A 23,563-nucleotide genomic window follows, 5' to 3' on the forward strand; every position below is an offset into this window, starting at 1 on the left:
CTCTCACCACGTTGGAGATCGCATGTCCACGACCACTACCGGCGCCGATGTCGAACCGGTCACGCCGCAGGCTCCGGCGCGAGCCGGACTGGGCGTCGCGGCCGGCGCCTCCCTGGCCCTGTTCGCGTTGATGTTCGGCACCTGGACCCCCGAGTCGCCGGAGGTGGGCCGGACCGACGCCGCCGGCATCCGGGCCTGGGCCGCCGACGCCGCGTCCACCCTGCAGCTCAACGCGTTCGCCGGGGTCCTCTCGGTCGTCGCGTTGCTGGTGCTCACCGCGGGGCTCGCGAACCTGGTCCGGCAGGCCGCGCCGAACTCGGTGCTCGGCGGGCTCACGCTGCTGGGCGGCGGCCTGCTGGCCGCGATCAACACGTCCGTCACCGGTTTCACCCTGCTCTGGGTGCTGCCCGACCTGGCGGCGGTCGACGACGCCACGGTGCAGACGTGGTACGCCACCGCACACGTCGGCCAGATGCTGGGCGAGATCGCCGTGGTGGCCCAGTCGCTGCTGATGGGGGCGTTCTCGCTGGCCGCCCTACGCGGGCGGATCGTGGCCCGCTGGCTGTGCTGGCTCGGCATCGTCCTCGCCGTCGCCGGTCTCAGCAGCGTGGCCGGGGTGGTCGTGCCGTCGCCGGTCTTCCAGACCACCTGGCTGGTCGGGCTCTACGGCTGGGTGCTGTGGCCGCTGCTCGCGTCGATCACGTTCGCGGTGCGGCTGCGCCGCCGGTGAGGCGCTGACGCCCCGGCGTCGCGGGAACGGAGACGGGCCGCCCCCCCCAGGGGGACGGCCCGTCTGCGTGCGCGGCCGGACGGCGTTCAGACGCCGAAACCGACCCGCTTGCCGCTGGTGGCGTCCAGGCCGCGAACGGCCAGCGCGGCGTCCAGCGCCGCCACGGTGGCCGCCCAGCCCTTGTCCTCCGCCGAGCCGGGCAGCCCGGCCCGGTCCCGGGCCTGCTCGATGGTCTCCACGGTGAGCACCCCGTGGGCCACCGGCTTGCCCTCGTCGAGCGCCACCCGGGTCAGCCCCTCGGTGACCGACTGGCAGACGTAGTCGAAGTGCGCGGTCGCGCCCCGCACCACCACGCCGAGGGCGACCACCACGTCGTACCGGCGGGCCATGGCCTGCGCCACCACGGGCAGCTCCACCGAGCCGGCCACCCGGGCCACCACGGACCGTGCGCCGCACGCCTCGGCCGCGGCCACCGCCCGGTCGACCATGTGGTCGGTGAGGTCACCGTGCCAGCGCGCGGCCACGATGCCGACGGTCAGCCCGGCGGCGTCCACCACGGTGACGCCCGGTTCGCCGAAACCCGCCATGTCTACGCTCCGATCTCGTCGCCGGCGACCGGGCGGCCCATGGGCGCCTCGGTCACCTCGTCCAGCCCCTCCAGGAGGTGGCCCATCCGGTCCCGCTTGGTCCGCAGGTAGCGCACGTTCTCCGGGTTGGACCGCACGGGCAGCCCCTCCCGGCCGCTCACCGTGAGGCCGTACCCCTCCAGGCCGGCCCGCTTGGCCGGGTTGTTGGTCAGCAGCCGCATCGAGCGGACGCCGAGGTCGTAGAGGATCTGCGCGCCGGTGCCGTAGTCCCGCGCGTCGGCCGGCAGGCCCAGGTCGAGGTTGGCGTCCACGGTGTCCCGCCCCTGGTCCTGGAGCTGGTACGCCTGGAGCTTGTGCAGCAGGCCGATGCCCCGCCCCTCGTGCCCGCGCACGTAGAGCACCACGCCCCGGCCCTCCTGGGCCACCCGGGCCAGCGCGGCCTGCAACTGCGGGCCGCAGTCGCAGCGCAGCGAGCCGAAGACGTCACCGGTGAGGCACTCGGAGTGCACCCGCACCAGCACGTCCTTCCCGTCGCCCAGGTCGCCCATGACCAGCGCCACGTGCTCGGCCGGGTCGTGCTCGGCGCGGTAGCCGAGCGCCCGGAACACCCCGTACGGGGTGGGCATCCGCGCCTCGGCGACCTGCTCGACCTGCTTCTCGGTGCGCCGCCGGTAGGCGATCAGGTCGGCGATGGTGACCAGGGTCAGCCCGTGCTCGGCGCAGAACTTCTCCAGGTCGGGCAGGCGCATCATGGTGCCGTCGTCGTTGACCAGCTCGCAGAGCACCCCGGCCGGGCGCAGCCCGGCGAGCCGGGTCAGGTCCACGGCCGCCTCGGTGTGCCCGGGGCGGCGCAGCACCCCGCCCTGGCGGGCGCGCAGCGGCACCACGTGCCCGGGGCGGGCCAGGTCGGTCGGGTCGGTCGACGCGGCGGCGAGCAGCCGGATGGTGTGCGACCGGTCGGCGGCGGAGATGCCGGTGCTGATCCCCTCCCGGGCGTCCACGGTCACCGTGTACGCGGTGCCCCGCCGGTCCTGGTTGGTGTGGTGCATGGGCGGCAGGTCCAGCCGGTCGCACTCGCTGTCGGTGAGCGGCACGCAGATGTAGCCGGAGGTGTAGCGGACCATGAACGCGACCAGCTCCGGGGTGGCCAGCTCGGCCGCGAAGATCAGGTCGCCCTCGTTCTCCCGGTCCTCGTCGTCGACCACGACGACGGGCCGGCCGGCGGCGATGTCCGCCACCGCCTGCTCGATGCTGCCAAAGCTGCTCATGCCACTGCCTCCGAGTACGTCGGCGGGATCGGGGTGCGGGCGGGCGGGGTGGCCCGGGACGTGCGCCACCAGGCGTACAGGCCGGCGGCGCAGAACCCGCCGTAGACCAGGTACATGGCGGCCGACGGGTAGAAGCCGCCCTGGAGCAGCAGCGGCACGCCCACCGCGTCGACGGCGATCCAGACCAGCCAGAACTCCACCCAGCCGCGGGCCATGCCGTAGGTGGCGAGCAGGCTGCCGACGAGGATCCAGGCGTCCGGCAACGGCCCCCAGGAGCCCAGCGCGGCCAGCACCGGGTACGCGGCCGCGGTGCCGACCACCGCGGCGGCGAGCAGGCCCAGCCGCTCCGGCCAGGTGGCCCAGCGCGGGGTGACCGCCGGCTGCTCCCCACCGCCGGCACGGCGGTTGCGCGACCAGCGCCACCAGCCGTAGACGCTGACCGCGAAGAAGAAGACCTGCCGGCCGGCCTGGCCGTAGAGGTCGTGCGCCTGCGGGGTGGCGAACACCCCGCCGAGGAAGACGGTGAACAGCAGCGCGTTGCCGATCATGCCGACCGGCCAGGCCCAGACCAGCCGGCGCAGCCCGAGCAGCGCCGAGGCGAGGCCGAAGACGTTGCCGACGATCTCCCGGACCAGCACCGGCGAGCCGGCCACGTGCACCTGGGCGTCGAGCAGCCAGCCGAGCGGGCCCATCAGCGGTCGCCTCCCGCCGCGCGGTCGCCGAGCAGCCGCTCGACGTACTTGGCCAGCACGTCCACCTCGAGGTTGACCGGGTCGCCGACGCCCCTGGCGCCGAGGGTGGTGAGCTTGAGGGTGGTGGGGATCAGCCCGACCGAGAACCAGTCGTCGCCGACCCCCGCGACGGTCAGCGAGATGCCGTCGACGGTGATCGAGCCCTTCTCCACCACGTAGCGGGACAGGCCCGCGGGCAGCCGGAACCGGACCGTCTCCCACTGCGCGGCCGGCTCCCGGCTCAGCACCTCGCCGACCCCGTCGACGTGCCCCTGCACGAGGTGGCCGCCGAGGCGGCTGTTCAGCGCGGCGGCCCGCTCCAGGTTGACCGGGTCGCCGGGGCGCAGCGCGCCGAGCGCGGTGCGGCGCAGCGTCTCCCCCATCACGTCGGCGGTGAAGACGCCGTCGGAGACGTCGACCACGGTGAGACAGACCCCGTTGACCGCGATGGAGTCGCCGTGCCGGGCGTCCGAGGTGACCAGCGGGCCGCGGACCGCGACCAGCGCCGAGTCACCTCCGGTGTCGGTGGTCCGGACGATCTCGCCCAGTTCCTCGACGATGCCGGTGAACATGTCAGGCCTCCCTCTTCCGGGGCAGCGCGGTGATCCGCAGGTCGGGGCCGACCTGCGTGACGTCGGTGAGCTCCAGGTCGATGGCGTCGGCGATGGTGGTCACGCCGGCGTCCAGCAGCGCGGTCGGGCCGGCGCCGAGCAGCTTCGGCGCGACGTACCCGACGATCCTGTCGACCAGGCCGGCGGCGAGGAACGCGCCGGCCAGGGTGGGGCCGCCCTCCAGCAGCGCGGCCCGCACGCCGCGGTGGTGCAGCTCGGCGAGGAGCGCCGCGAGGTCGACCCGGCCGTCCGGGCCGGCCCCGACCTCCGCGGCGGTGGCCACCCAGGTGCGGGCGGCGCCGTCGCGGACCCGGGCCTGCGCCGGGGTACGCCCCGAGCTGTCCACCACCACCCGCAGCGGCTGCCGGATGGCGAGGGTGCCGTCGCGCAGGTTGCGGGCGGTGAGCCGGGGGTCGTCGGCGAGCACGGTGCCGACCCCGGCGATCACCGCGTCGACGGTGCCGCGCAGGGCGTGCACGTCGATCCGGGACGCCTCGGACGTGATCCACATGCTGGTGCCGTCGGCCGCGGCGGAGCGCCCGTCGAGGGTGGCCGCGTACTTCCAGATGAGGTACGGCCAGCCGCGGCGCATCGAGGTGAGCCAGGCGATGTTGCCGGCCTCGGCCTCCTCGGCGCGTACCCCGACCTCGACCTGGATGCCGGCGGCCCGCAGGGTGGCCGCGCCGCCGGAGGCGACCGGGTTGGGGTCCGGGACGGCGACGACGACGCGGGCGACGCCGGCCGCGATGAGCGCGTGGCTGCAGGGGCCGGTGCGGCCCGTGTGGTCGCAGGGTTCCAGGGTGACCACGGCGGTGCCGCCGCGGGCACGCTTGCCGGCCTGGGCCAGCGCGACGATCTCGGCGTGCGGACCGCCCGCGTACGCGTGGAAGCCCTCGCCGGCGACCTCGCCGTCGGCGTCCAGCAGGACGCAGCCGACCACCGGGTTGGGGCTGGTGGCGCCGAGGCCGCGGGCGGCCAGCGCGATCGCGCGACGCATCGCCTCGTCCACGGAGACGCTCGCCATCGCCAGCCCTGTCCTCTCGCTCGCCGGTCACGCGCGGGCGGTTGAGGGAGAAGGCGGCACGGGTGCCGCGGACACGCGGCGGCGGAGATCCGGGGACGGCACAGCCGGCCCCGGGGAGCCCACGCGGCGGCTGAGGGTGCTCAGCGCCCGGCAGGGCCCTCCCCGTCCCGCGCGCTGTCTCCCATCCGGACTTTCTGGGGGCGGACGAGCCGCACCCCAACCGTCGGCCCCGGATTCTCACCAGGTCCACCGTCCGGCCGAAGCCGTCCGGGTCGCGGGCTTACCACGGTCGGACCGTGGATCACCGCCGGTTCGGAATTTCACCGAGCCCCGCCAGCGCGTGGTGGGTACACCGGAAGTCTTACACGCCGGGCGGCGGGTCGCGCCACAGAGGCGAGCTACCTCACAGCGCGGGCCGGATCGTCACGTCACGCCCCGGCGCCGGTCGACCGCGACGTATGAGCCGGGTTGGCTCTTGGCGACCGTCTTCATCTCGGAGGCGACGGCGATCGCCTCGAGCGGGTCGGTGAAGCGCTTGCCGGAGTCGGAGAGGGAGACGCCGATGGAGAGGGTGACGAGGGCGGCCCGGCGGATGTTGCCCCGCCGGTCCTTCAGCTCGACGAAGCCGCGCTCCCGGTCGGTCGGGTCGTAGAGGGCGTCGGCGGCCGTCTCGAAGTCGACCACGGCCCGGCTGGTGAGCGGCCGGACCTGGGACGGGGTGCAGACGATGACGAAGTCGTCGCCGCCGACGTGGCCGAGGAAGGCCGGCGGCAGCCCGATCGAGACCACCGCCCGGTGCAGGCTGCGGGCCAGCGCGGAGATGAACTCGTCGCCGCGGACGAAGCCGTACCGGTCGTTGACGCTCTTGAACCGGTCGATGTCGATGTAGCCGACGGCGTAGTCGACGCCGCTGCGCACCCGGTCGCTGATCTCCCGCCGGATCCGGCTGTTGCCGGGCAGGCCGGTCAGCGGGGAGACCTCCCGGAACTCCTTGTTCCGGCGCAGCGTGGAGCTGACCCGGGCGACCAGTTCGGCGGTGTCGAAGGGCTTGACCAGGTAGTCGTCGGCGCCGGCGCTGAGGCCGTTGACCTTGTCGGAGGTCATCCCCTTGGCGGTCAGCATGATCACCGGCAGGGCCGAGGTCATCGGGTCGGCGCGCAGCCGGCGGGTCAGCTCCAGGCCGTCGATCCGCGGCATCATGAGGTCGACCACGGCGAGGTCCGGCCGGTGCCGCTCGATGACCTCCAGGGCCTCCTGGCCGTCGCCGGCGTGCAGCACCTCGAAGCCGTGCAGCCGGAGGTTGAACTCGACGAAGCGGGCGATGTCCTCGTCGTCGTCGACGACCAGGATGACGTCGGGTCGGTCGCCGGCCGGGTCCACGTCAGGCCCCGGTCGTCGCGCGTTCCGCCAGGCCGCGCAGCCGGCGGACCGCCTCGGCCGGGTCGTCGGCGCCGTAGACCGCGGTGCCGGCCACGAAGGCGTCGGCACCCGCCGCGGCGGCCTGCTCGATGGTGTCCGCGGCGATGCCGCCGTCCACCTCGATGCGCAGTTCCAGGTGGCCGCTCGCGATGTGCCGCCGGGCGGCGCGCACCTTGTCGAGCAGGTGGGGGATGAACCGCTGGCCGCCGAAGCCCGCCTTGATCGTCATGATCAGCAGCGTGTCGAAGCTGGGCAGCAGGTCCAGGTACGGCTCGATCGGGGTGTCCCGGTCGATCGCCAGCCCGGCCTTCGCCCCGGCCGAGCGCAGGTCCTTGGCCAGCGCCACCGGGTCGTCGCACGCCTCGGCGTGGAACGTGACGTTGTACGCGCCGGCGTCGGCGTACCCGGGCGCCCAGCGGCGCGGGTCCTCGATCATGAGGTGCACGTCGAAGGGAAGCTCGGTCGCCGCGCGCAGGCTCTGCACCACCGGGAGCCCGATGGTCAGGTTGGGCACGAAGTGGTTGTCCATGACGTCCACGTGCAACCAGTCGGCGGCGTGCTCGACGGCGCGGACCTCGTCGGCGAGGCGGGCGAAGTCGGCGGCCAGGATGCTGGGCGCGACGATCAGCGGCGGTGCGGTCACGGGGCCAGTGTACGAACGCCGTCACCCGCCGCCCGCAGGGCGGCACCGCCGGGAACCCGCTGTGACCCAGCCGTGACCCCGGGTGCAGAATCGGCCCGTCCGGCGCGGGAAATCGACACGAGAAGCCATCCGCGTCTGGCCGATCGATCGAAACGGGGCGAAACTCCTACAGGGACGGTCACGTATGCTGCTCGCCTGTCGCGGGGAACGCCGCACGGGCCGTGACGACCGGCTGTCATCTCCCGGGAAGGGCGGACGATGCGACGGTGGCTCCTGACGCTGGCGCTGGCCGGCACGGCGACGGTGGTCCTGGCCGGCTGCGTCCCGCCGCACCGGGCCGACGGGGACCTCACCGACGACTGGGCCGCGCTGCCGGCGCCGCGCCTGTTCGTCCCCGCCACGGACGCCTGCCTGCCCCGGCTCACCGCGGTGGTGCAGGCCGCCACCTACGAGACGGTGGACTGCGCGGGCAGCCATCTGGCCGAGGCCGTGCACGTCGGCACCTTCACCGGGCCGACGGCGCAGGGCGCCCGGCCGGAGCCGGGTTCGCCCGCGCTGCGCACCGCCCGCGCCGAGTGTGACCAGCGGGCCCGCGAAGTGATCGGCGGGGACTGGCACTCCGCCCGGCTCACCCTCAACATCGCGCTGCCCCCGGTGACCGCCTGGGTGGCCGGGGCCCGCTGGTTCCGCTGCGACCTGGCCGAGACCGACAGCATCGACAACACCCGGCCGGTCAACCGGCTGGGCAGCCTGCGCGGCGCCATGGTGGGCGACAACTCGCTGGTGCACCGCTGCTTCGACCCCAAGCTGATCGGCGAGAACCTGAACTACATGGCCCCGGTGCTCTGCACCGAGCCGCACCGGGCCGAGTTCGTCGGCGTCTACGAGGAGCGGGACCGGACCTGGCCGGACTTCACCCGGGCGGCCCCGGAGGTGCACCGCCGCTGCATGGCGCTCATCGCCGCGTTCGCCGCCGTGCCGAACAACGCCGACCTGCCGTACCGGGCCGGTTCGATCTTCTATCCGCCCTCGCAGCGGGAGTGGGAGGAGGGCGACCGGGGGGTGCGCTGTTTCCTGTGGAGCGACGACCGCAAGCTGACCCGGTCGATGCGCGGGGCCGGCCCCGAGGGACTACCCGTCATCTGAGCCCCGGTGCCGTATGCTGCACCGCCGAGGCGTACCCGGCGCGCGGCGCCGGTGGCCCGACCACGGACGGCGGGGAGGTCGGTCGCGATGCGGCGATGGTGGGCGGCGGTCGCCGTGGGCGTGACGGCGGCGGTGGCACTGGGCGGCTGCGGCGCGCCGGCCGGGGTCGACCGCGACCTGGCCGACGACTGGCCCGCCTTCGGCGCCCCGACGGCCTTCGTGCCCGACTCCGGCGCCTGCCACCGCACCATCCAGGACGTCGGCTACCTCAGCGGCTACAACCCGGTCGACTGCGCGACCACGCACCGCGCCGAGACGCTGCACGTGGGCACGCTCACCGGCCCGGACGCGGAACGCAGCGCTCCCCCGCGGGCCGGCTCGGCCGGCACCCGGACCGCGCACGCCGAGTGCACCAGACAGGTCAACAAGGCGGTCGGCGCGGACTGGCACGCGGGGCGGCTGCGCCTGTCGGTGGTCTTCCCGTCGGCCCTGGCCTGGACCGGCGGGGCCCGCTGGTTCCGCTGCGACGTCTCCGAGGTGGCCGGTCTGGACGACGGCAGCGTCACCGCGCGCAGCGGCAGCCTGCGCAACGCCCTGAAGGCCGGCTCGCCGCTGGCGCTGGGCTGCTTCAACCCGAAGCTGAAGAAGGACCACGTGGAGGAGATGCAGCCCGTCGCCTGCACCGCCAAGCACCACGCCGAGTTCGTCGGGGTCTACCGCTTCCCCGACATCAGCTACGCCGAGTTCCAGCGCACCTCGCTGCGGGCGCACAAGGGCTGCCGCGGGCTGATCGCCAAGTACGTGAAGGTGCCGAACAACGGCGACATGGTCTACCGGGCCGGCACGATCATCTACCACCCCTTCGAGGAGGAGTGGAACGACGGCGACCGCGGCGTGCAGTGCTTCCTCTGGGTCTCCGACCGGACGCTGACCCGCTCGCTCAAGGGCGGCGGCAGCAAGGCCCTGCCGGTCACCTGAGCGGGAACGGGGTGGGCCCGCGAGCCCACCCCGCCCGGGTCGCTCAGCCGACCTGGAGTGTGACGTCGTCGATGACGAAGCTGGTCTGGAGCGAGGCGTCCTCCACCCCGGTCCATTTCAGCGTCACCGTCTGCCCGGCGTACGCCGCCAGGTTGAAACTGCGCTGCGCGTAGCCGCTCGCCTTGTTGAGGTTCGAGTACGTCGCCAGGGTCGTCGAGCCGACCTGCACGGTCAGCTTGTCGTACGCGACGCTCGTGGTCGTCTCGGCCGAGTCGATGTGCAGCCAGAACGACAGGGTGTAACTCGAACACCCGGCCGGGATGCTCACCGACTGCGACAGCGTGTCGGTGTGGGTGCTGCCGTACCCGTCCAGCCACGCCTTGTACGAGCCCGTCCGCGCCGCCTGACTCGACGAGCTCGTGATGACACCCGACGACGCCGTCCACGGCGCGCTGCCCGACTCGAAGCTGCTGTTGCCGATGAGCTGGCCGCCCGTGCAGCCGCCGGCGCCGGTCACCGTGAGGGTGTAGGCGGCGCTGCGGGTGACCGACCCGGCGCCGGTGACCGTGATGGTGAAGGTGCCGGTGGTGGCCGTCGCGGAGGCGCTGACCGTCATGGTGGCCGAGCCGCCCGAGGTGACCGACGACGGGCTGAAGCTCACCGTCACCCCGCTCGGGGCGCCGGTGGCCGACAGGCTCACGGTCTGGGCGCTGCCGCTCGTGGTGGCGGTGCTGACGGTGGCGGTGGTCGAGCCGCCCCGGGCGACGCTGCCGGAGGCCGGGCTCACCGCGACGGAGAAGTCGTTGGTCGGGGTGCCGCCGCCGACCGCGAGCTGCCAGATCGCGTACGCCACGCCGTCGGCGCTGCGGTTGAGCACCGTCGCGCTGATGTTGCTCGTGGTGTCGCAGGAGCGGTGGTAGCAGGAGTCGTACGCCACGTTCGCGGTGCCGCCCCACTTGGTGGCCTGCGCGCCGGTCTTGCGGGCGCTGGCGCCCGCCGCGTAGCCGGAGGTGGGGATGCCGGCCTGCTGGAAGGAGTAGTCGTCGGAGCGGCCCTGGCCCTCGACGTTCTCCTCCGGCTGGAGGTTGAGCGAGTCCCAGTACGCCTTCAGCGGCGCCGCCGTGGTGGAGGTGAGCCGGTTGATGAAGTAGCCGCCGTTGGTCGAGCCGACCATGTCGAAGTTGTAGTAGCCCTTGATGTAGCCGCGCTGGGTGGCGCTGAGCGAGTTGACGTAGAACTCCGAGCCGTTGAGGCCCTGCTCCTCGTCGGTCCACCAGGCGAACCGGACCCGCTTGGTCATGCTGGGGTTCTGCTGGGCGAGGACCAGCGCGTTCTCCAGCAGGGTGGCCGAGCCGGAGCCGTTGTCGTTGATGCCCGGGCCGGCGGAGACGCTGTCCAGGTGCGCGCCGAACATGACCACCTGGTCGGCCGGGCCCTGCGGCCACTCGGCGATCAGGTTGTTCGACGGGTAGGTGCACGCGGAGCAGTACTGCTCGGTGACCGTGTAGCCGGCGGCCTGGAGCTTGGCCTTCACGTAGCTGACCGAGGCGGTGTAGCCGGCCGAGCCGGCCCGCCGGGTGCCGCCGTTGTTGGTGGCGATCGTGTTGAGCTGGGTGAGGTGGGCCTGGACGTTGGTCACCGAGATGTCCGGCGCGGCGGCGACGAGCGCGGGGGCGGCGCTCACCGGTGCGGGGGCGGCGGAGGCGGCCGTGGTGGTGAGGGTCGTCGTCACGGCGGCGAAGAGGGCGAGCGCGAGGCCCGCGGTCGGCGTTCTGCGTCTCATGGAGACTCCTCGTGGGGGTCGGCGGGGACGTGCTGGCGGGGTGGCGCGACCCGTGGACCCCGGTGGGAGCCTCGGTGTCGGCGGACCGGTGATCGGAACAGTTACATGTATCGATGAAGGAGTCAACGGTGCCGTCACATGACACAAAGCGGGACCGGCGTCGCCGGTCCCGCTTTGGGGTTCACCTGTGGACATTCGACCCGGTGGCCGGGTCCGCGCTCAGCCCTTGCGCAGCACCGCCAGGAACATCGCGTCCGTGCCGTGCCGCTGCGGCCACAGCTGGACCGTGGGGCCGTCCCCCAGCCCGGGCATGCCGGCGGGCAGCAGCGGGCGGGCGTCGACGAAGTCGACCGGGAAGCCGCACCGGCGGGACGCCTCGGTCACCGTCACGTGCGTCTCCACCGTGTGCGGCGAGCAGGTCACGTACGCGACCAGGCCGCCCGGCCGGACCGCGCGCAGCGCCGCGGTGAGCAGCTCACGCTGCAACCGGGTCAGCGGCGGCAGGTCCGACGGCTGGCGGCGCCAGCGGGACTCCGGCCGGCGGCGCAGCGAGCCCAGCCCGGTGCACGGGGCGTCGACCAGCACCCGGTCGAAGTGCCCCTCCGGCAGCTTCGGATCGGCCCCGACCGTGCGCCCGTCGGTGTGCAGCACGGTGACCGGCAGGCCCCTCGTGGCCTGGGCGACCAGCCGGGCCCGGTGCTCGGCCACCTCGACCGCCGTCAGCCGGGCGCCGCGCTCCGCGGCCAGGGCGCCCAGCAGGCCGGCCTTGCCGCCCGGGCCGGCGCACAGGTCGAGCCAGCGGCCGTCCGGCCCGTCCAGCGGCGCCACGGCGAGGGCGTTCGCCACCAGCTGGGAGCCCTCGTCCTGGACGTGCGCGCGCCCCTCGGTCACCGCCGCCAGCTCGCCCGGGGCGCCGCCGGAAAGGTAGACCGCGTACGGCGAGAAGGCGCCCGGCGCCCCGCCGACCTCGTCGGCCAGCGCCACCGGGTCGGCCAGGCCCGGCCGGGAGCACAGGTGCACCGGCGGGCGCTCGTTGTCCTCGATGAGCAGGCGGGCGGTCTCGCGCAGGTCGCCGCCGAGCGCCTCGGCGAAGGCCCGCACGATCCACTGCGGATGGCTGTACGCCAGCGCCAGGTGGCCGATCGGGTCGGTCTCCTCGGACGGGGCGAGCCTCGCCACCCAGCCGTCCGCGTCACGGCCGGCCACCTCGCGGAGCACCGCGTTGGCGAAGCCGGTGGCCCCGGGACCGACCGTGCGGACCAGGTCCACGGTGGACGACACGGCCGCGTGCGCCGGAACCCGGGTGTGCAGGAGCTGGTAGGTCCCGAGCCGCAGCGCGTCCCGCACCGGCGGGTCGATCCGCTGCACGTCCCGACCGGCCGCGTCGGTGATGATCGCGTCCAGGGTGCCGGTGTGGCGCAGCGTGCCGTAGGTCAGCTCGGTGGCGAACGCGGCGTCCCGGCCGGTCAGCCCCTCGTCGCGCAGCATCGCCGGCAGCACCAGGTTGGCGTACGCGTCGTCCCGGTGCACCGCCGCGATCGCCTGGTACGCGACGTGCCGGGGCAGGTCCACGGCCGGACGGGCCGGACGCCGTGCGCCGCCGCGCCGGTCGGCGCCGAAACGCCCCTCGCGCGGCGGCCCGTCACCCCGGCGCCCCGGGCGCTCACCGCGCTCCGGGCGGCCCCGGTCCCGCTCGCCGCCGCGGCCGGCCTCGCCGGAGCGGCCGCCACGCGGGCCGTCGGAGAAACGCCCGGGCTCGGACGGCCCGGTCACGCCAGCACCTCACCGGCGGCGACCCGGGCGCCGCGCGCCCAGTCGCCGGCCGACATGGCCTTCTTGCCGGCCGCGCGCACCTCGCCGAGCTGCACCGGCACGGTGCCCGTGCCGGCCAGCACGCGGGCCTTCTCCACCAGCAGCTCGCCGGGCTTCAGCTCCGGGCCGTTGGCCACCGGGGTGACCGGGCCGAGCTTGACCCGGTCGCCGCGGAAGGTGGTCCACGGGCCGGGGGCCGGGGTGCAGGCACGGATCCGGCGGTCCACGGCGAAGGCCGGGTCGGCCCAGCGGACCCGGGCGTCCTCGACGGTGAGCTTCGGCGCGAGGGAGACCCCGTCGGCCGGCTGCGGCTCGGCCCGGGCGGTGCCGGCCTCCAGCGCGTCGAGCACGGCCACGAGCAGCCCGGCGCCGGAGTGGGCGAGCCGCTCCAGCAGGTCGCCGGAGGTGTCGGCGGGCCGCACCTCGTCGGTGACGGTGCCGTAGACCGGGCCGGTGTCCAGGCCCTCCTCCAGCTGGAAGACGCTGGCACCGGTCAGCTCGTCGCCGTGCAGCACGGCGTGCTGCACGGGCGCCGCGCCGCGCCAGGCGGGCAGCAGCGAGAAGTGCAGGTTGATCCAGCCGAGCCGGGGGATCTCCAGCGCCGCCGGCGGCACCAGCGCGCCGTAGGCGACCACCGGCACGCAGTCCGGGGCCAGCTCGCGGAGCCGGTCGAGGAACTCGGGCTCGCGCGGCCGCGCCGGGGTGAGCACCTCGACGCCGTGCGCGTCGGCCCAGGCGCCGACCGGGGAGCGGACCAGGCCCCGCCCCCGGCCGGCGGGGGCGTCGGGGCGGGTGACGACGGCGAGCAGCTCGTGGCCGGAGGCCGCGATGGCGTCCAGCGCGGGCACGGCGACGGCGGGCGTGCCGGCGAAGACCAGGCGCATCCGGGTCACCGCCCCAGGCCGAACGGGTTGCCGACGGCGTGCGGGCTGAGCTTGACGGTCGGCGGGGCGGCGGCGTCGTACCACTCGGCCTGGCGGATCGCCTTCATGGCCTCCTTGCGGCCGGCCGGGTCGAGCCGGTCGACGAAGAGCACCCCGTCGAGGTGGTCGGTCTCGTGCTGCACGCAGCGGGCCATCAGGCCGGTGCCGACGATCTGCAGCGGGTCGCCGTAGCCGTTGAAGCCCTTGGCGATGACGTTCTGCCGGCGCTTGGTGTCGAAGTAGAGCCCCGGGATGGACAGGCAGCCCTCGGGGCCGTCCTGCTCCTCGGAGTCGGGGAACTCCAGCACCGGGTTCACCAGGTGGCCGAGGACGTCGTCCACGTCGAAGGTGAACACCCGCAGGCCCACCCCGAGCTGCGGCGCGGCCAGGCCGGCGCCGCTCTGCTCGCGCATCGTGTCGGTCAGGTCGGCGATGAGCTTGCGCAGCTCGGCGTCGAAGTCGACGACCGGGTCGGCCGGCGTGCGCAGCACCGGATCGCCGAACAGACGGATGGGCTGAACGGTCACGCGGAGTGGCTCCTTGTCTGGGACGAGTGGTGCCGTACCAGTCTACGGAGTCGATCCGGTCGCCCCGGCCGGCGTACCGCGATCGGTGACCGGGGACGCTTCGTCACCCACGGTGACCGGCAGGGTGGCGTATCCGCGCAGCGTGAGCCGGACCCGCCGCTCGCCCGGCCCGGCCAGGGCGAGGCCGGGCAGCCGGCGCAGCAGGAGCGGGAACGCCACCTGCGCCTCCAACCGGGCCAGGCCAGCCCCCAGGCAGTAGTGCGGGCCGGCGCCGAAGGAGAGCGCGTGCACCGCGGGGCGCCACGGGTCGAACCGGTCGGCCTCCGGGTAGCGGCCGGGGTCCCGGTTGGCCGCACCGAGCAGCACGATGAGCCAGCTCCCGGCGGGCAGGTCCACCCCGCCGTAGCGGGTCGGCGCGGTGCTCATCCGCGAGGTGAGCTGCACCGGAGAGTCGTAGCGCAGCAGCTCCTCGACGTAGCCGGGGGCGAACTCGGGGCGCTCGCGCAGGGTCGCCGCCTCGGCCGGGTGGTCGAGCAGCACCACGAGGCCGTTGCCGAGCAGGTTGGTGGTGGTCTCGAAGCCGGCCACCAGCAGCACGACCAGGTTCGACAGCAGCTCGTCGCCGGAGAGTCGATCGCCGTCGCCGTCGTGGGCCTGGACCAGAGCCGTGGTGAGGTCGTCGGCCGGGGCGCGCCGGCGGGCCGCGACCAGGTCGGTGAAGTAGTCGCGCAGCTCGGTGGCGCCCCGGTCGGCCAGGGCCAGCTCGTCGGGGCTGATCTCCGGCTCCAGCACACCAGTGAGGTCGGTGGCCCAGCGCCGGAACAGCGGCCGGTCCGCCGCCGGCACGCCGAGGAGCGCGCAGATCACCGCCACCGGCAGGGGGTACGCGAATTCGGCCATGAAGTCGACCGGCTCCCCCGCCCGGGCGCGGGCCACCATCCCGTCGACCAGCTCGTCGGCCTGCGCCTCGACCACGTCCCGCATGGCGGCGATCCGGCGCGGGCTGAAGGCGCCCGCCGCCAGCCGGCGCATCCGGCTGTGGTCCGGCGGGTTGGTGCGCAGCATCGACCGGGAGATCGAGGCGACGGCGGGGCTGTCCCGCCAGCCGGGGAGGAACTGGTCGCGCAGGTCGTCGTCCATCACCCCGAACCGGGCGTCGCGCAGGATCGCGTCGGCCTCCGCGTAGCCGGTGACCAGATGGAACGCCGGCCCGGCCTGGACCACCGGGCCGTAGCCACGCAGCCGCTCGTAGGTTGGGTAGGGGTTCACCCGACCCTGGGGGGACAGCAGCAGCGCGAGGGCGTCGGCAGGGTCCACGGTCGGCCTCCCCGGGCTTCGGAAGCCTCCATCATGCTCCCGCCCGCCCGATCCGGCGATCCCCCGCGGCCCGGGCGGTACGCCTCAGGCGCCGGCGCCCGGCTCCCCCGCCAGCACGGCGCCCCCGCCCAGCAGGGCGTGCTCGGGCAGCGGCAGCTGGAGGCCGTGCGCGGCCTCCCAGTCGTGGATCAGGCCGGGCCGGGCCTGCGCGGCGAAGTAGTCGACCGCGCTCATCCCGCCGACCACCGGCTCCTCCACCTCGGCGACCAGCCGGGCGGGGACCAGCGGGAAGCCGCTCTGCAGGGCCGCGCTGAGCCGGCGGTGGCCGTCGACCACGAAGAAGTACTCGCCGGTGTAGCCGATGTTCACCGGCTCCAGGGCCTCGTCGCCGGACCCGGCCACCTCACCCACGAACTCCGAGTCCCACAGCCCGCGCAGGGTGGTGATGTCCTCGGTCGGGTAGACCCGCGCCGGGTCGAGCAGCAGCAGCGGCTGGCCTTCGCGCAGCACGTCCGCGCCGAGCCGGCCCTCGTAGACGTCGATGACGTGCTGGATCACCTGCTCCGGCGTGGCCCGGGTGGTGTCGCAGACCAGGTCGTAGTTGCGCAGCCGGGCCTTGTCGACGCCGTAGCGCACGATGAACCGGCCGCGCTCGCTCTCGCTGCGCTCGCGGAGCTTGGCCTTCGCCTCCTCCAGCGAGGTGTAGCTCTCGGCCGGGCCGGACGGGCGGGCCAGCACCCGCCGGGCCGCCTCGGTCGGCTCGGTGATCATGTGCACCTTGAGCGCGTCGGTGAAGAAGTGCCAGGCCAGCCGGGAGTCCATCACCAGGCTCTCGCCGGAGGCGGCGATGTCCCGCTGGAGCTGGTCGACGTAGCCGTCGACGGCCTGGTCCAGCTCGGCGTGCAGGTTGAGCTGGAGGGCGGTCATCTGCCGCTTCTGGGCCATCTCGCGGTAGAGATCGCCGACGCTGACCCGGCGCAGCCCCAGCCGCTTGGCGATCTCGACGGAAACGGTGCTCTTGCCGCTGCCGAGGTCACCGTTGAAGACGATCGACTGACGAACGGTCACGACTGGTCCACCCCTGATCACCGGCTGATTGACATCATCGAATCCGCGTCGGCTCGACGCACCCCCTGCGCCGCGCCGCGCCCGGGAGCCGTCGTGCGCCTGGGCATGACGGGCGATGCTATCACGCGTCGTCCACCCATTTGCCGGACGAGGTGTCCGACAAACCCCAGGTCACGACCGTACGCGACGGCCCGGGTGCGCCACGTCACGGGTGGCGGGCCAGCTCAGAACAGGCTGAGCGGGTCGATCTGGAGCCGCACCGGGTCGGCCGCCTTGCGGGCGCTGCGCTGCCCGGCGGCCGCGTGCAGCGCCCCGGCCAGGGCGGCGGCCCGCGCCCGGGGCACCCGGACCAGCATCCGTTCCCGCCCCTCGTCGGCCGGCACCGGGCCGAGCACCTCGGCGCCGTCGGGCAGGGCGGCGCCGGCCAGCAGGTCCGCCACCGCGTCGGCCACGCCGGTGACGCTGGCCATCCGCACCGCCGGCGGGAAGCCCAGCTCGCGACGCTCGGCCAGCTCGCGGGTGGCGAACCAGGCGGAGTCCCAGCGCAGCAGCGCCTGCACCGGCGCCAGGGCGCCGTCGGCGACCACCACCACCCGGCCGCCCGCCGGGCCGGGCCGGGCCAGCGCCGCGGCGGCCAGCCAGCGGCGCAGCGCCTCCTCGCCGGCCCGCAGGTCTGCCCGGGTGAGCAGGGCCCACGAGTCGAGCAGCAGCACCGCCCCGTAGCCACCCTCCGCGACCGGCTCCGCGCCGGGCGTGGCGATCACCAGGCCGGCGCCCGCCGGCACGGTGGCGAGCACCTCCTCCCGCCCCGAGGTGCGCACCGGCACCCCCGGGAACGCCCGGCCCAGCTCCTCGGCGGTCCGCCGGGCCCCGGTGACCGAGGCGCGCAGCCGCCGCCCGCCGCACTCCGGGCAGGCGTACGCGGCGGCGACCCGGCCGCACCAGCGGCAGGCGGGCGCCCCCTCGGCCGACGGCAGGCCCAGCGGCCCGGCGCAGTGCGGGCAGCGGGCCGGGGCCCGGCAGTCTGCGCAGGCCACCGAGGGCAGGTAGCCGCGGCGGGGCACCTGCACGAGCACCGGCAGGTCGGCGCGGAGCGCGTCCCGGGCGGTGGTCCAGGCCAGGCTGGGCAGCCGGGCGGAGGCGGCGCCCGGGTCCCGGGCCAGGTGCGGGTCGTCCCCCGTGGGTGCGATGGCCGGCATCCGGGCCCGTACGGTCGCCCGGTCGGCGACCACCTCGCGGGCCCAGCCGGTCTCCACCAGGAGCTGGGCCTCGGCGGTGCGGGCGTACCCGCCGACCAGGGCCGCGATCCCGACGAGCTGGGCCCGGGTGAGCAGCACGTCCCGGGCGTGCGGGTAGGGCGCCCGGGGCTCGGCGTGCAGGTCGTCCCCGTCGTCCCACACGGCGACCAGGCCGAGCCGCTCGACCGGAGCGAACATGGCCGCCCGGGTGCCGATCACCACGGGCACGTCGCCGCGGCGGGCGGCCAGGAAGGCACGGTAGCGGCGGGCCGGTCCGGCGGCCGCGGAGAGGCAGGCGTGCCGCCCCGGCCCGAGGACGGCGGTGAGGGCGGCGTCCAGCCGGTCCAGGTCCCGGGCGTCGGCCACCACGATCACGGCGCCCCGGCCGCCGGCCACGGTGGCGGCCACGGCGTCGGCGTACCGGTCGGCCCAGTCCTCGCCGGGCAGCGCCGACCAGACGGCCCGGGGGGCCCGGCCGGCGGTGAGGGCGCGCAGGAACGCCGGACCGGCCGGGTAGTCCCGCCACCCGCGCGGGTCGACGGGGTCGGCAGCGCCCGGGCCGGTGTCCGCGGAGCCGGTGGCCGGGGTGGCGGGATCGGCGGGGGCCGGCGGGGTGGCGCCGGCGGGGGCCTTCGCGGTGACGTCCTTCTCTACCCGGGCGTGCCGGGGCGGGACGGCGAGCCGGAGCACGTCGGCGAGGCTGCCGGCGTAGCGGTCGGCCACCGCGCGGGCCAGCTCGGCCACCTCCGGCGCCAGCACCGGCACCGGGGAGACCACCTTCTCCAGGTATGCCAGCTTCGGGTGCGCCGACTCCGCGACACGCTCCAGCAGCCAGCCGTCGACGAGCTGCCCGGCGAAGCGGACCTTCACCCGCACCCCGGGACGGGCGTCGGCGTCCAGGGTGTCCGGAACGAGGTAGTCGAAGGGGCGGTCGAGGTGCGGCAGGGGCACGTCCACGCAGACGCGAGCGACCGGCGACCCGTCGGCGGGTCGCCGGTCGCCGCGCCTGGTGCCGGTCAGGCTCCCGCGGCCGACTTGAGGTCGGCGGCCCGGTCGGTGCTCTCCCAGGTCAGGTCCGGCAGCTCCCGGCCGAAGTGGCCGTAGGCGGCGGTCTGCTGGTAGATCGGGCGGAGCAGGTTGAGGTCCCGGATGATCGCGGCCGGGCGCAGGTCGAAGACCTCGGCGACGGCCTTCTCGATCGAGGCGACCGGCACGGTCTCGGTGCCGAAGGTCTCGATGAAGAGGCTCACCGGGTGGGCCTTGCCGATCGCGTACGCGACCTGCGCCTCGCAGCGCTCGGCCAGGCCGGCGGCGACCACGTTCTTGGCCACCCAGCGCATGGCGTACGCGGCGGAGCGGTCCACCTTGGACGGGTCCTTGCCGGAGAACGCACCGCCGCCGTGGCGGGCGTAGCCGCCGTACGTGTCGACGATGATCTTCCGGCCGGTGAGGCCGGCGTCGCCCATCGGGCCGCCGATCTCGAAGCGCCCCGTCGGGTTGACCAGCAGCCGGTAGCCCTCGGTGTCCAGGCCGAGGCCCTCCAGCTCGGGGGTGATGACGTGGTCGCGGACGTCCGGGGTGAGCAGCGACTCGAGCGAGATGTCGGCCGCGTGCTGGCTGGAGACCACGACGGTGTCGAGCCGGACCGGGCGCAGCCCGTCGTACTCGATGGTCACCTGGGTCTTGCCGTCGGGCCGCAGGTAGGGGATCGTGCCGTCCTTGCGCACCTGGGCGAGCCGGCGGGCCAGCCGGTGGGCGAGCGCGATCGGCAGCGGCATGAGCTCGGGCGTCTCGGAGCAGGCGAAGCCGAACATCATGCCCTGGTCGCCGGCGCCCTGCGCGTCCAGCGCGCTCTCCGACGAGCCGGTACGCAGCTCGAACGCGTTGTCCACGCCCTGGGCGATGTCCGGCGACTGGGCGCCGATGGAGACGCTCACGCCGCAGGAGGCGCCGTCGAATCCCTTCTTCGACGAGTCGTAGCCGATCGACAGGATGGTGTCCCGCACGATGGTCGGGATGTCGGCGTACGCCTTCGTGGTCACCTCGCCGGCGACGTGCACCTGGCCCGTGGTGATCAGCGTCTCGACCGCGACGCGGCTGTGCGGGTCCTGGGCGAGCAGTGCGTCGAGAATGCCGTCACTGATCTGGTCGGCGATCTTGTCCGGGTGGCCTTCCGTGACCGATTCGGACGTGAAGAGACGTGTCACGGCACTCCTAAGCATGTGAAGACTTTTAAGGTCGCTCGGCGGCAGTTTAGTCACCGTGCTCCCAGGGTGACCCGGGGAACCGGAGAGTGACCAACCATCAGGACCGCTCCCGCAACCGGGCGGCCACGAGGTCCCAGACGGCGTCGGCCAGGTCCTCCTTGGGCTGCTCGGGCATCCGGTGCACCGACCCGTCCGCCCCGATGACCGTGGCGGCGTTGGTCTCGGCCCCGAACACCTTGTCCACCCCGACCTCGTTGATCACGATGAGGTCGGCGCGCTTGCGGGCCAGCTTGGCCCGGCCGTTGGCCTCGGCGTCGCCGGTCTCCGCCGCGAAGACCACCAGCACCTGCTCCGGCCGCCGGCGTCGGCCCAGCTCGGCCGCGATGTCCGGGTTGGTCACCAGCTCGATGGTGGGCGCACTGCCGTCGTCCGATTTCTTGATCTTACCGGGCGCGTACGTCGCCGGGCGGAAATCGGCGGGCGCGGCGGCCATCACGACGGCGTCCGCGTCGGCGGCCGCCTCCAGGGTCGCCTTGCGCAACTCCTCCGTGCTGCCCACCCGGACCAGGTCCGCGCCGGCCGGGTCGGCGAGCGCGACGTTGGCCGAGACCAGGGTGACCCGGGCGCCGCGGGCCACGGCGGCGCGGGCGAAGGCGTAGCCCTGCTTGCCGGAGGAGCGGTTGCCGAGGAAGCGGACCGGGTCGAGCGGCTCCCGGGTGCCGCCGGCCGTGACCACCACGTGCCGGCCGGCCAGGTCGGCGGGGGCGGCGCCGCCGCGGGCGAGGGCCCGGCGGGCGACCGCGAAGATCTCGCCCGGGTCGGGAAGTCGCCCCTTGCCGGTGTCCTTGCCGGTGAGGCGGCCCACCGCGGGCTCGACGACCACGACGCCCCGGGACCGCAGGGTGGCCACGTTGGCGACGGTGGCCGGGTGCTCCCACATCTCGGTGTGCATGGCCGGCGCCAGCACCACCGGGCAGCGCGCGGTCAGCAGGGTGTTGGTGAGCAGGTCGTCGGCGAGGCCGTGGGCGGCCTTGGCGAGCAGGTCGGCGGTGGTGGGCGCCACCACGACGAGGTCGGCGTGCTGCCCGAGGCGGACGTGCGGCACCTCGTGCACGTCGGACCAGACGTCGTCGGCGACCGGCTGGCCGGAGAGCGCGGCCCAGGTCGGCGCCCCGACGAACCGGAGCGCCGACGCGGTCGGCACGACCCGGACCCGGTGGCCGGATTCGGTGAAGAGCCGGAGCAGCTCACACGCCTTGTAGGCGGCGATGCCGCCGCCGACCCCGAGGACGATCTCGGCGGCCATCGGCGCGGGCGGGGCTTACGGCTGGTCGGTCGGCTCGGCGGTGAGCAGACCCGCGTTGATCTCGCGCATGGCGATGGAGAGCGGCTTCTCCTGGGGGGTGGTCTCCACCAGCGGGCCGACGTACTCCAGCAGGCCCTCACCGAGCTGGCTGTAGTAGGCGTTGACCTGGCGCGCGCGCTTGGCGGCGAAGATGACCAGCGCGTACTTCGAGGTGGTCTTCTCGAGGAGCTCGTCGATCGGCGGGTTGGTGATGCCCTCGGGGTTGGCGATGGATCCCACGAAATAACCTCTGCGTCTTTGTGCACCGCCCGGAGGCGGTGGCCTCTCAACCGCTCGGGCGCGGTCGGGCCGGAGCCAGGAAGGAAGAACCGAGCAAGCCTACCAGCTCCTCGGCCGCGCGCTCGGTCCGGTCGTGCAGCACGGCGTGTGCGAAGGCGGCCGCGACGGCCGGGTCCGGCCGGTACGCCGGCGGGGTGAGCAGCACCAGCCGGGCGTCCGGGACGACGGCCCGGACGGCGAGCGCGCCCGGCAGGTCCAGCGGGAGCAGCACCGGCTGACCCTGCGCGAGGCGGGACCGCACGCCCGCGCGCGGCACCCCGCGCCGGTACGGCCCGATCCGGCTCCACTCCAGCAGCTCGTCGGCCGCGACCATGCGGTCGAAGCCGGTCGCGTCGAGGAAGATCCGGTCGACGCCGTCCACCTCGCCGGGGCAGGCCGGCCGGGTGGTCGCGGCCACCGGCACCCACACGGACGGGAGGCGCGCCCGGACCAGCTCGACGACACTCCCCCCGCCGGCCCCAGAAGGTCCGGCCAGGACAGTGAGCCGAGCCGCCGGGCGCGCCTCGTCATCCATGCTCACCGCTTGTTTCTACACGGTGAGCCGTTCAGTTGGCGGCGAACTCTCCAAGCAGCGCCTTGCGCTGCTGCTCGCCCAGGCCACGCAGCCGGCGGCTGTCAGCGATCTTGAGCTTCTCCATGATCTGGGTGGCTCGGATCTTGCCGATGCCCGGCATCGCCTGGAGCACGGCCGAAACCTTCAGCTTGCCCACGACGTCGTCGGACTCGGCCCGCTCGAGGACGGTGGCGAGGGTGGTCTTGCCCTGCTTGAGCTGCTCCTTCAGCTCAGCACGGGCCTTGCGGATCTCCGCGGCCTTCTCCAGCGCGGCAGCGCGCTGTTCGGGGGTCAGTGACGGGAGCGGCACCAGTTCTCCTCAGGTCCCTAGTACGACGGGCGGGGCGCACCGCCGCATCTGTGAAACGTGGTGTCGCTGGCAACCAAAGGGGTCCGTGGTTCCCAGCGCGGGGAAAACTAGCGGTCAACGGAGTTTTCGGCAACGTGGACGCGCGAAGATCAACGGAAAGTGACCGAGCCGTCAGTCAGTCAGGAGGTGGCCAGGGCGGCCCGGCACTCGGCCAGCACGCGGTCGGTGGCGGCCCGCAGAGCCTCCTGGTCCGGCCCCGCGCCCAGCACCTCCCGGGAGTAGGACGGCAGCACCGAGGGCAGGCTGGAGCCGAACACGGTACGCAGGTCGGCGGCCGTCGCGCCCTGCGCGCCGAGCCCGGGGGCGAGCAGCGGACCGTTCACCGCGGCGAGGTCGTGGCCGGTGTCGCCGATCGTCGCGCCGACCACCAGACCGAAGCTGCCGAGGGGCTCGGCACCCCGGTTGAGCTGGGAAATCTCGTCGATGACGGTCTGCGCGACGGTGCGCCCGTCGGCCCCGACGGCCCGCTGCACGGCGGCGCCCTCGGGGTTCGAGGTGAGGGCCAGGACGAACACCCCGCCGCCGTGCGCGGCGGCCAGCTCGAACATCGGCGCGAGCGAACCTACTCCCAGATAGGGACTCGCGGTGACCGCGTCGACATACAGCGGGCTGGATGGATCGAGGTACGCCGAGGCGTACGCGCTGACCGTCGAGCCGATGTCGCCGCGCTTGACGTCGAGCAGAACGAGCGAGCCCGAATTTCGCAACTGTCGGATAGTTGACTCAAGAATTCCGACACCACGGGACCCGAAGCGCTCGAAGAACGCCGACTGGGGCTTGACGACCGCCACCCGGTCCCCGATCGCCTCCACCACGATCCGGCAGAACCGGTCGAGGCCATCGACGTCGTCGGACAGTCCCCAGCGGGCGAGCAGCCCCGGGTGCGGGTCGATCCCCACGCAGAGCGGTCCCCGCTCGGCCACGGCCCGGTGCAGGCGGGCGCCGAAGGTCTCCATGCGACTCTCCCTCTCCCTCGCGCGGTC

General features: G+C 74.4%; 23 protein-coding genes and 1 riboswitch. Of the genes, 3 read left to right on the forward strand and 20 right to left on the reverse strand.

Annotated elements, in window-relative coordinates; genetic code table 11:
* Positions 1 to 22: 22 nt before the first annotated feature.
* Positions 23 to 730: a hypothetical protein gene (locus tag FXF50_RS08610; RefSeq protein ID WP_148426700.1), complete on the forward strand. Its 708-nt coding sequence runs from the start codon at positions 23 to 25 to the stop codon at positions 728 to 730.
* 86 nt (positions 731 to 816) lie between these two features.
* On the opposite strand, the gene ribH is transcribed toward FXF50_RS08610, so the two are convergent.
* From ribH to rpe, 7 genes are all read right to left on the reverse strand, one after another.
* Complete coding sequence (ribH, locus tag FXF50_RS08615) at positions 817 to 1,317, reverse strand: 6,7-dimethyl-8-ribityllumazine synthase (RefSeq protein ID WP_148426701.1); 501 nt, start codon at positions 1,315 to 1,317, stop codon at positions 817 to 819.
* Positions 1,318 to 1,319: 2 nt separating this feature from the next.
* Complete coding sequence (locus tag FXF50_RS08620; protein WP_148426702.1) at positions 1,320 to 2,585, reverse strand: bifunctional 3,4-dihydroxy-2-butanone-4-phosphate synthase/GTP cyclohydrolase II; 1,266 nt, start codon at positions 2,583 to 2,585, stop codon at positions 1,320 to 1,322.
* Positions 2,582 to 3,277 (reverse strand): nicotinamide riboside transporter PnuC, encoded by a 696-nt coding sequence (gene pnuC, locus FXF50_RS08625; protein WP_148426703.1) that lies wholly within the window; start codon positions 3,275 to 3,277, stop codon positions 2,582 to 2,584. Before pnuC ends, FXF50_RS08620 begins: the two co-directional genes overlap by 4 nt.
* Positions 3,277 to 3,888 (reverse strand): riboflavin synthase, encoded by a 612-nt coding sequence (locus FXF50_RS08630; RefSeq protein ID WP_148426704.1) that lies wholly within the window; start codon positions 3,886 to 3,888, stop codon positions 3,277 to 3,279. Before FXF50_RS08630 ends, pnuC begins: the two co-directional genes overlap by 1 nt.
* 1 nt (position 3,889) lies before the next feature.
* Entirely contained in the window at positions 3,890 to 4,951 is a 1,062-nt protein-coding gene (ribD, locus tag FXF50_RS08635; RefSeq protein WP_148426705.1) for a bifunctional diaminohydroxyphosphoribosylaminopyrimidine deaminase/5-amino-6-(5-phosphoribosylamino)uracil reductase RibD, read from the reverse strand.
* A 169-nt stretch (positions 4,952 to 5,120) separates the two neighbouring features.
* Positions 5,121 to 5,293, reverse strand: a riboswitch (FMN riboswitch).
* A gap of 81 nt (positions 5,294 to 5,374) precedes the next feature.
* Complete coding sequence (locus tag FXF50_RS08640) at positions 5,375 to 6,439, reverse strand: response regulator (RefSeq protein ID WP_187399588.1); 1,065 nt, start codon at positions 6,437 to 6,439, stop codon at positions 5,375 to 5,377.
* Positions 6,333 to 7,013: a ribulose-phosphate 3-epimerase gene (rpe, locus tag FXF50_RS08645; RefSeq protein WP_148426707.1), complete on the reverse strand. Its 681-nt coding sequence runs from the start codon at positions 7,011 to 7,013 to the stop codon at positions 6,333 to 6,335. Before rpe ends, FXF50_RS08640 begins: the two co-directional genes overlap by 107 nt.
* 258 nt (positions 7,014 to 7,271) lie before the next feature.
* Between rpe and FXF50_RS08650 the strand changes: the two genes are divergently transcribed.
* On the forward strand, positions 7,272 to 8,159 hold the full coding sequence (locus FXF50_RS08650) for a septum formation family protein (protein WP_148426708.1): 888 nt from the start codon (positions 7,272 to 7,274) through the stop codon (positions 8,157 to 8,159).
* Between the two features lie 87 nt (positions 8,160 to 8,246).
* Positions 8,247 to 9,137, forward strand: a complete 891-nt coding sequence (locus FXF50_RS08655) for a septum formation family protein (RefSeq protein ID WP_148426709.1) — start codon at positions 8,247 to 8,249, stop codon at positions 9,135 to 9,137.
* Between the two features lie 43 nt (positions 9,138 to 9,180).
* Here FXF50_RS08655 and FXF50_RS08660 read toward each other — a convergent pair whose 3' ends face one another.
* The 13 genes from FXF50_RS08660 to pyrF form a co-directional block, all read right to left on the reverse strand.
* Positions 9,181 to 10,920: a M28 family metallopeptidase gene (locus tag FXF50_RS08660; RefSeq protein WP_148426710.1), complete on the reverse strand. Its 1,740-nt coding sequence runs from the start codon at positions 10,918 to 10,920 to the stop codon at positions 9,181 to 9,183.
* A 219-nt stretch (positions 10,921 to 11,139) separates the two neighbouring features.
* Positions 11,140 to 12,693, reverse strand: a complete 1,554-nt coding sequence (locus FXF50_RS08665) for an RsmB/NOP family class I SAM-dependent RNA methyltransferase (protein ID WP_255509955.1) — start codon at positions 12,691 to 12,693, stop codon at positions 11,140 to 11,142.
* Positions 12,690 to 13,616 carry a methionyl-tRNA formyltransferase gene (gene fmt, locus FXF50_RS08670; protein WP_148426965.1) on the reverse strand — a complete coding sequence of 309 codons (927 nt, stop codon included), beginning with the start codon at positions 13,614 to 13,616 and terminating at the stop codon, positions 12,690 to 12,692. The genes FXF50_RS08665 and fmt overlap by 4 nt, the downstream gene beginning before the upstream one ends.
* 5 nt (positions 13,617 to 13,621) lie before the next feature.
* Positions 13,622 to 14,182: a peptide deformylase gene (def, locus tag FXF50_RS08675; protein WP_148426711.1), complete on the reverse strand. Its 561-nt coding sequence runs from the start codon at positions 14,180 to 14,182 to the stop codon at positions 13,622 to 13,624.
* 42 nt (positions 14,183 to 14,224) lie between these two features.
* On the reverse strand, positions 14,225 to 15,499 hold the full coding sequence (locus FXF50_RS08680; protein WP_148426712.1) for a cytochrome P450: 1,275 nt from the start codon (positions 15,497 to 15,499) through the stop codon (positions 14,225 to 14,227).
* Positions 15,500 to 15,583: 84 nt separating this feature from the next.
* Positions 15,584 to 16,567 carry an AAA family ATPase gene (locus FXF50_RS08685; protein ID WP_148426713.1) on the reverse strand — a complete coding sequence of 328 codons (984 nt, stop codon included), beginning with the start codon at positions 16,565 to 16,567 and terminating at the stop codon, positions 15,584 to 15,586.
* A gap of 224 nt (positions 16,568 to 16,791) precedes the next feature.
* The gene (locus FXF50_RS08690) at positions 16,792 to 18,762 is read right to left on the reverse strand and encodes a primosomal protein N' (protein WP_148426714.1); all 1,971 of its coding nucleotides are present in this window, start codon (positions 18,760 to 18,762) and stop codon (positions 16,792 to 16,794) included.
* 59 nt (positions 18,763 to 18,821) lie between these two features.
* Positions 18,822 to 20,012 carry a methionine adenosyltransferase gene (gene metK / locus FXF50_RS08695; protein WP_255509956.1) on the reverse strand — a complete coding sequence of 397 codons (1,191 nt, stop codon included), beginning with the start codon at positions 20,010 to 20,012 and terminating at the stop codon, positions 18,822 to 18,824.
* A gap of 97 nt (positions 20,013 to 20,109) precedes the next feature.
* Entirely contained in the window at positions 20,110 to 21,318 is a 1,209-nt protein-coding gene (coaBC, locus tag FXF50_RS08700; RefSeq protein ID WP_148426715.1) for a bifunctional phosphopantothenoylcysteine decarboxylase/phosphopantothenate--cysteine ligase CoaBC, read from the reverse strand.
* Positions 21,319 to 21,333: 15 nt separating this feature from the next.
* Entirely contained in the window at positions 21,334 to 21,597 is a 264-nt protein-coding gene (gene rpoZ, locus FXF50_RS08705; RefSeq protein ID WP_007075826.1) for a DNA-directed RNA polymerase subunit omega, read from the reverse strand.
* Positions 21,598 to 21,643: 46 nt separating this feature from the next.
* Positions 21,644 to 22,177, reverse strand: coding sequence for a guanylate kinase (locus tag FXF50_RS08710; protein ID WP_148426716.1), 534 nt, complete (start codon positions 22,175 to 22,177; stop codon positions 21,644 to 21,646).
* Between the two features lie 25 nt (positions 22,178 to 22,202).
* Entirely contained in the window at positions 22,203 to 22,520 is a 318-nt protein-coding gene (gene mihF / locus FXF50_RS08715; RefSeq protein WP_013285515.1) for an integration host factor, actinobacterial type, read from the reverse strand.
* Positions 22,521 to 22,699: 179 nt separating this feature from the next.
* Positions 22,700 to 23,536 carry an orotidine-5'-phosphate decarboxylase gene (gene pyrF, locus FXF50_RS08720; RefSeq protein WP_148426717.1) on the reverse strand — a complete coding sequence of 279 codons (837 nt, stop codon included), beginning with the start codon at positions 23,534 to 23,536 and terminating at the stop codon, positions 22,700 to 22,702.
* Positions 23,537 to 23,563: the final 27 nt, after the last annotated feature.

The sequence above is a fragment of the Micromonospora sp. AP08 genome (genome assembly GCF_008085935.1).
GTDB classification, from domain to species: Bacteria; Actinomycetota; Actinomycetes; order Mycobacteriales; family Micromonosporaceae; genus Micromonospora; species Micromonospora chersina.

Coding starts and splice junctions, on each gene's coding strand:
- FXF50_RS08620 (WP_148426702.1), bottom strand. CDS start 2,585: ATGAGCAGCTTTGGCAGCATCGAGCAGGCGGTGGCGGACATCGCCGCC.
- fmt (WP_148426965.1), bottom strand. CDS start 13,616: ATGCGCCTGGTCTTCGCCGGCACGCCCGCCGTCGCCGTGCCCGCGCTG.
- FXF50_RS08655 (WP_148426709.1), top strand. CDS start 8,247: ATGCGGCGATGGTGGGCGGCGGTCGCCGTGGGCGTGACGGCGGCGGTG.
- FXF50_RS08650 (WP_148426708.1), top strand. CDS start 7,272: ATGCGACGGTGGCTCCTGACGCTGGCGCTGGCCGGCACGGCGACGGTG.
- FXF50_RS08660 (WP_148426710.1), bottom strand. CDS start 10,920: ATGAGACGCAGAACGCCGACCGCGGGCCTCGCGCTCGCCCTCTTCGCC.
- pnuC (WP_148426703.1), bottom strand. CDS start 3,277: ATGGGCCCGCTCGGCTGGCTGCTCGACGCCCAGGTGCACGTGGCCGGC.
- ribD (WP_148426705.1), bottom strand. CDS start 4,951: ATGGCGAGCGTCTCCGTGGACGAGGCGATGCGTCGCGCGATCGCGCTG.
- FXF50_RS08630 (WP_148426704.1), bottom strand. CDS start 3,888: ATGTTCACCGGCATCGTCGAGGAACTGGGCGAGATCGTCCGGACCACC.
- ribH (WP_148426701.1), bottom strand. CDS start 1,317: ATGGCGGGTTTCGGCGAACCGGGCGTCACCGTGGTGGACGCCGCCGGG.
- FXF50_RS08610 (WP_148426700.1), top strand. CDS start 23: ATGTCCACGACCACTACCGGCGCCGATGTCGAACCGGTCACGCCGCAG.
- pyrF (WP_148426717.1), bottom strand. CDS start 23,536: ATGGAGACCTTCGGCGCCCGCCTGCACCGGGCCGTGGCCGAGCGGGGA.
- coaBC (WP_148426715.1), bottom strand. CDS start 21,318: ATGGCCGCCGAGATCGTCCTCGGGGTCGGCGGCGGCATCGCCGCCTAC.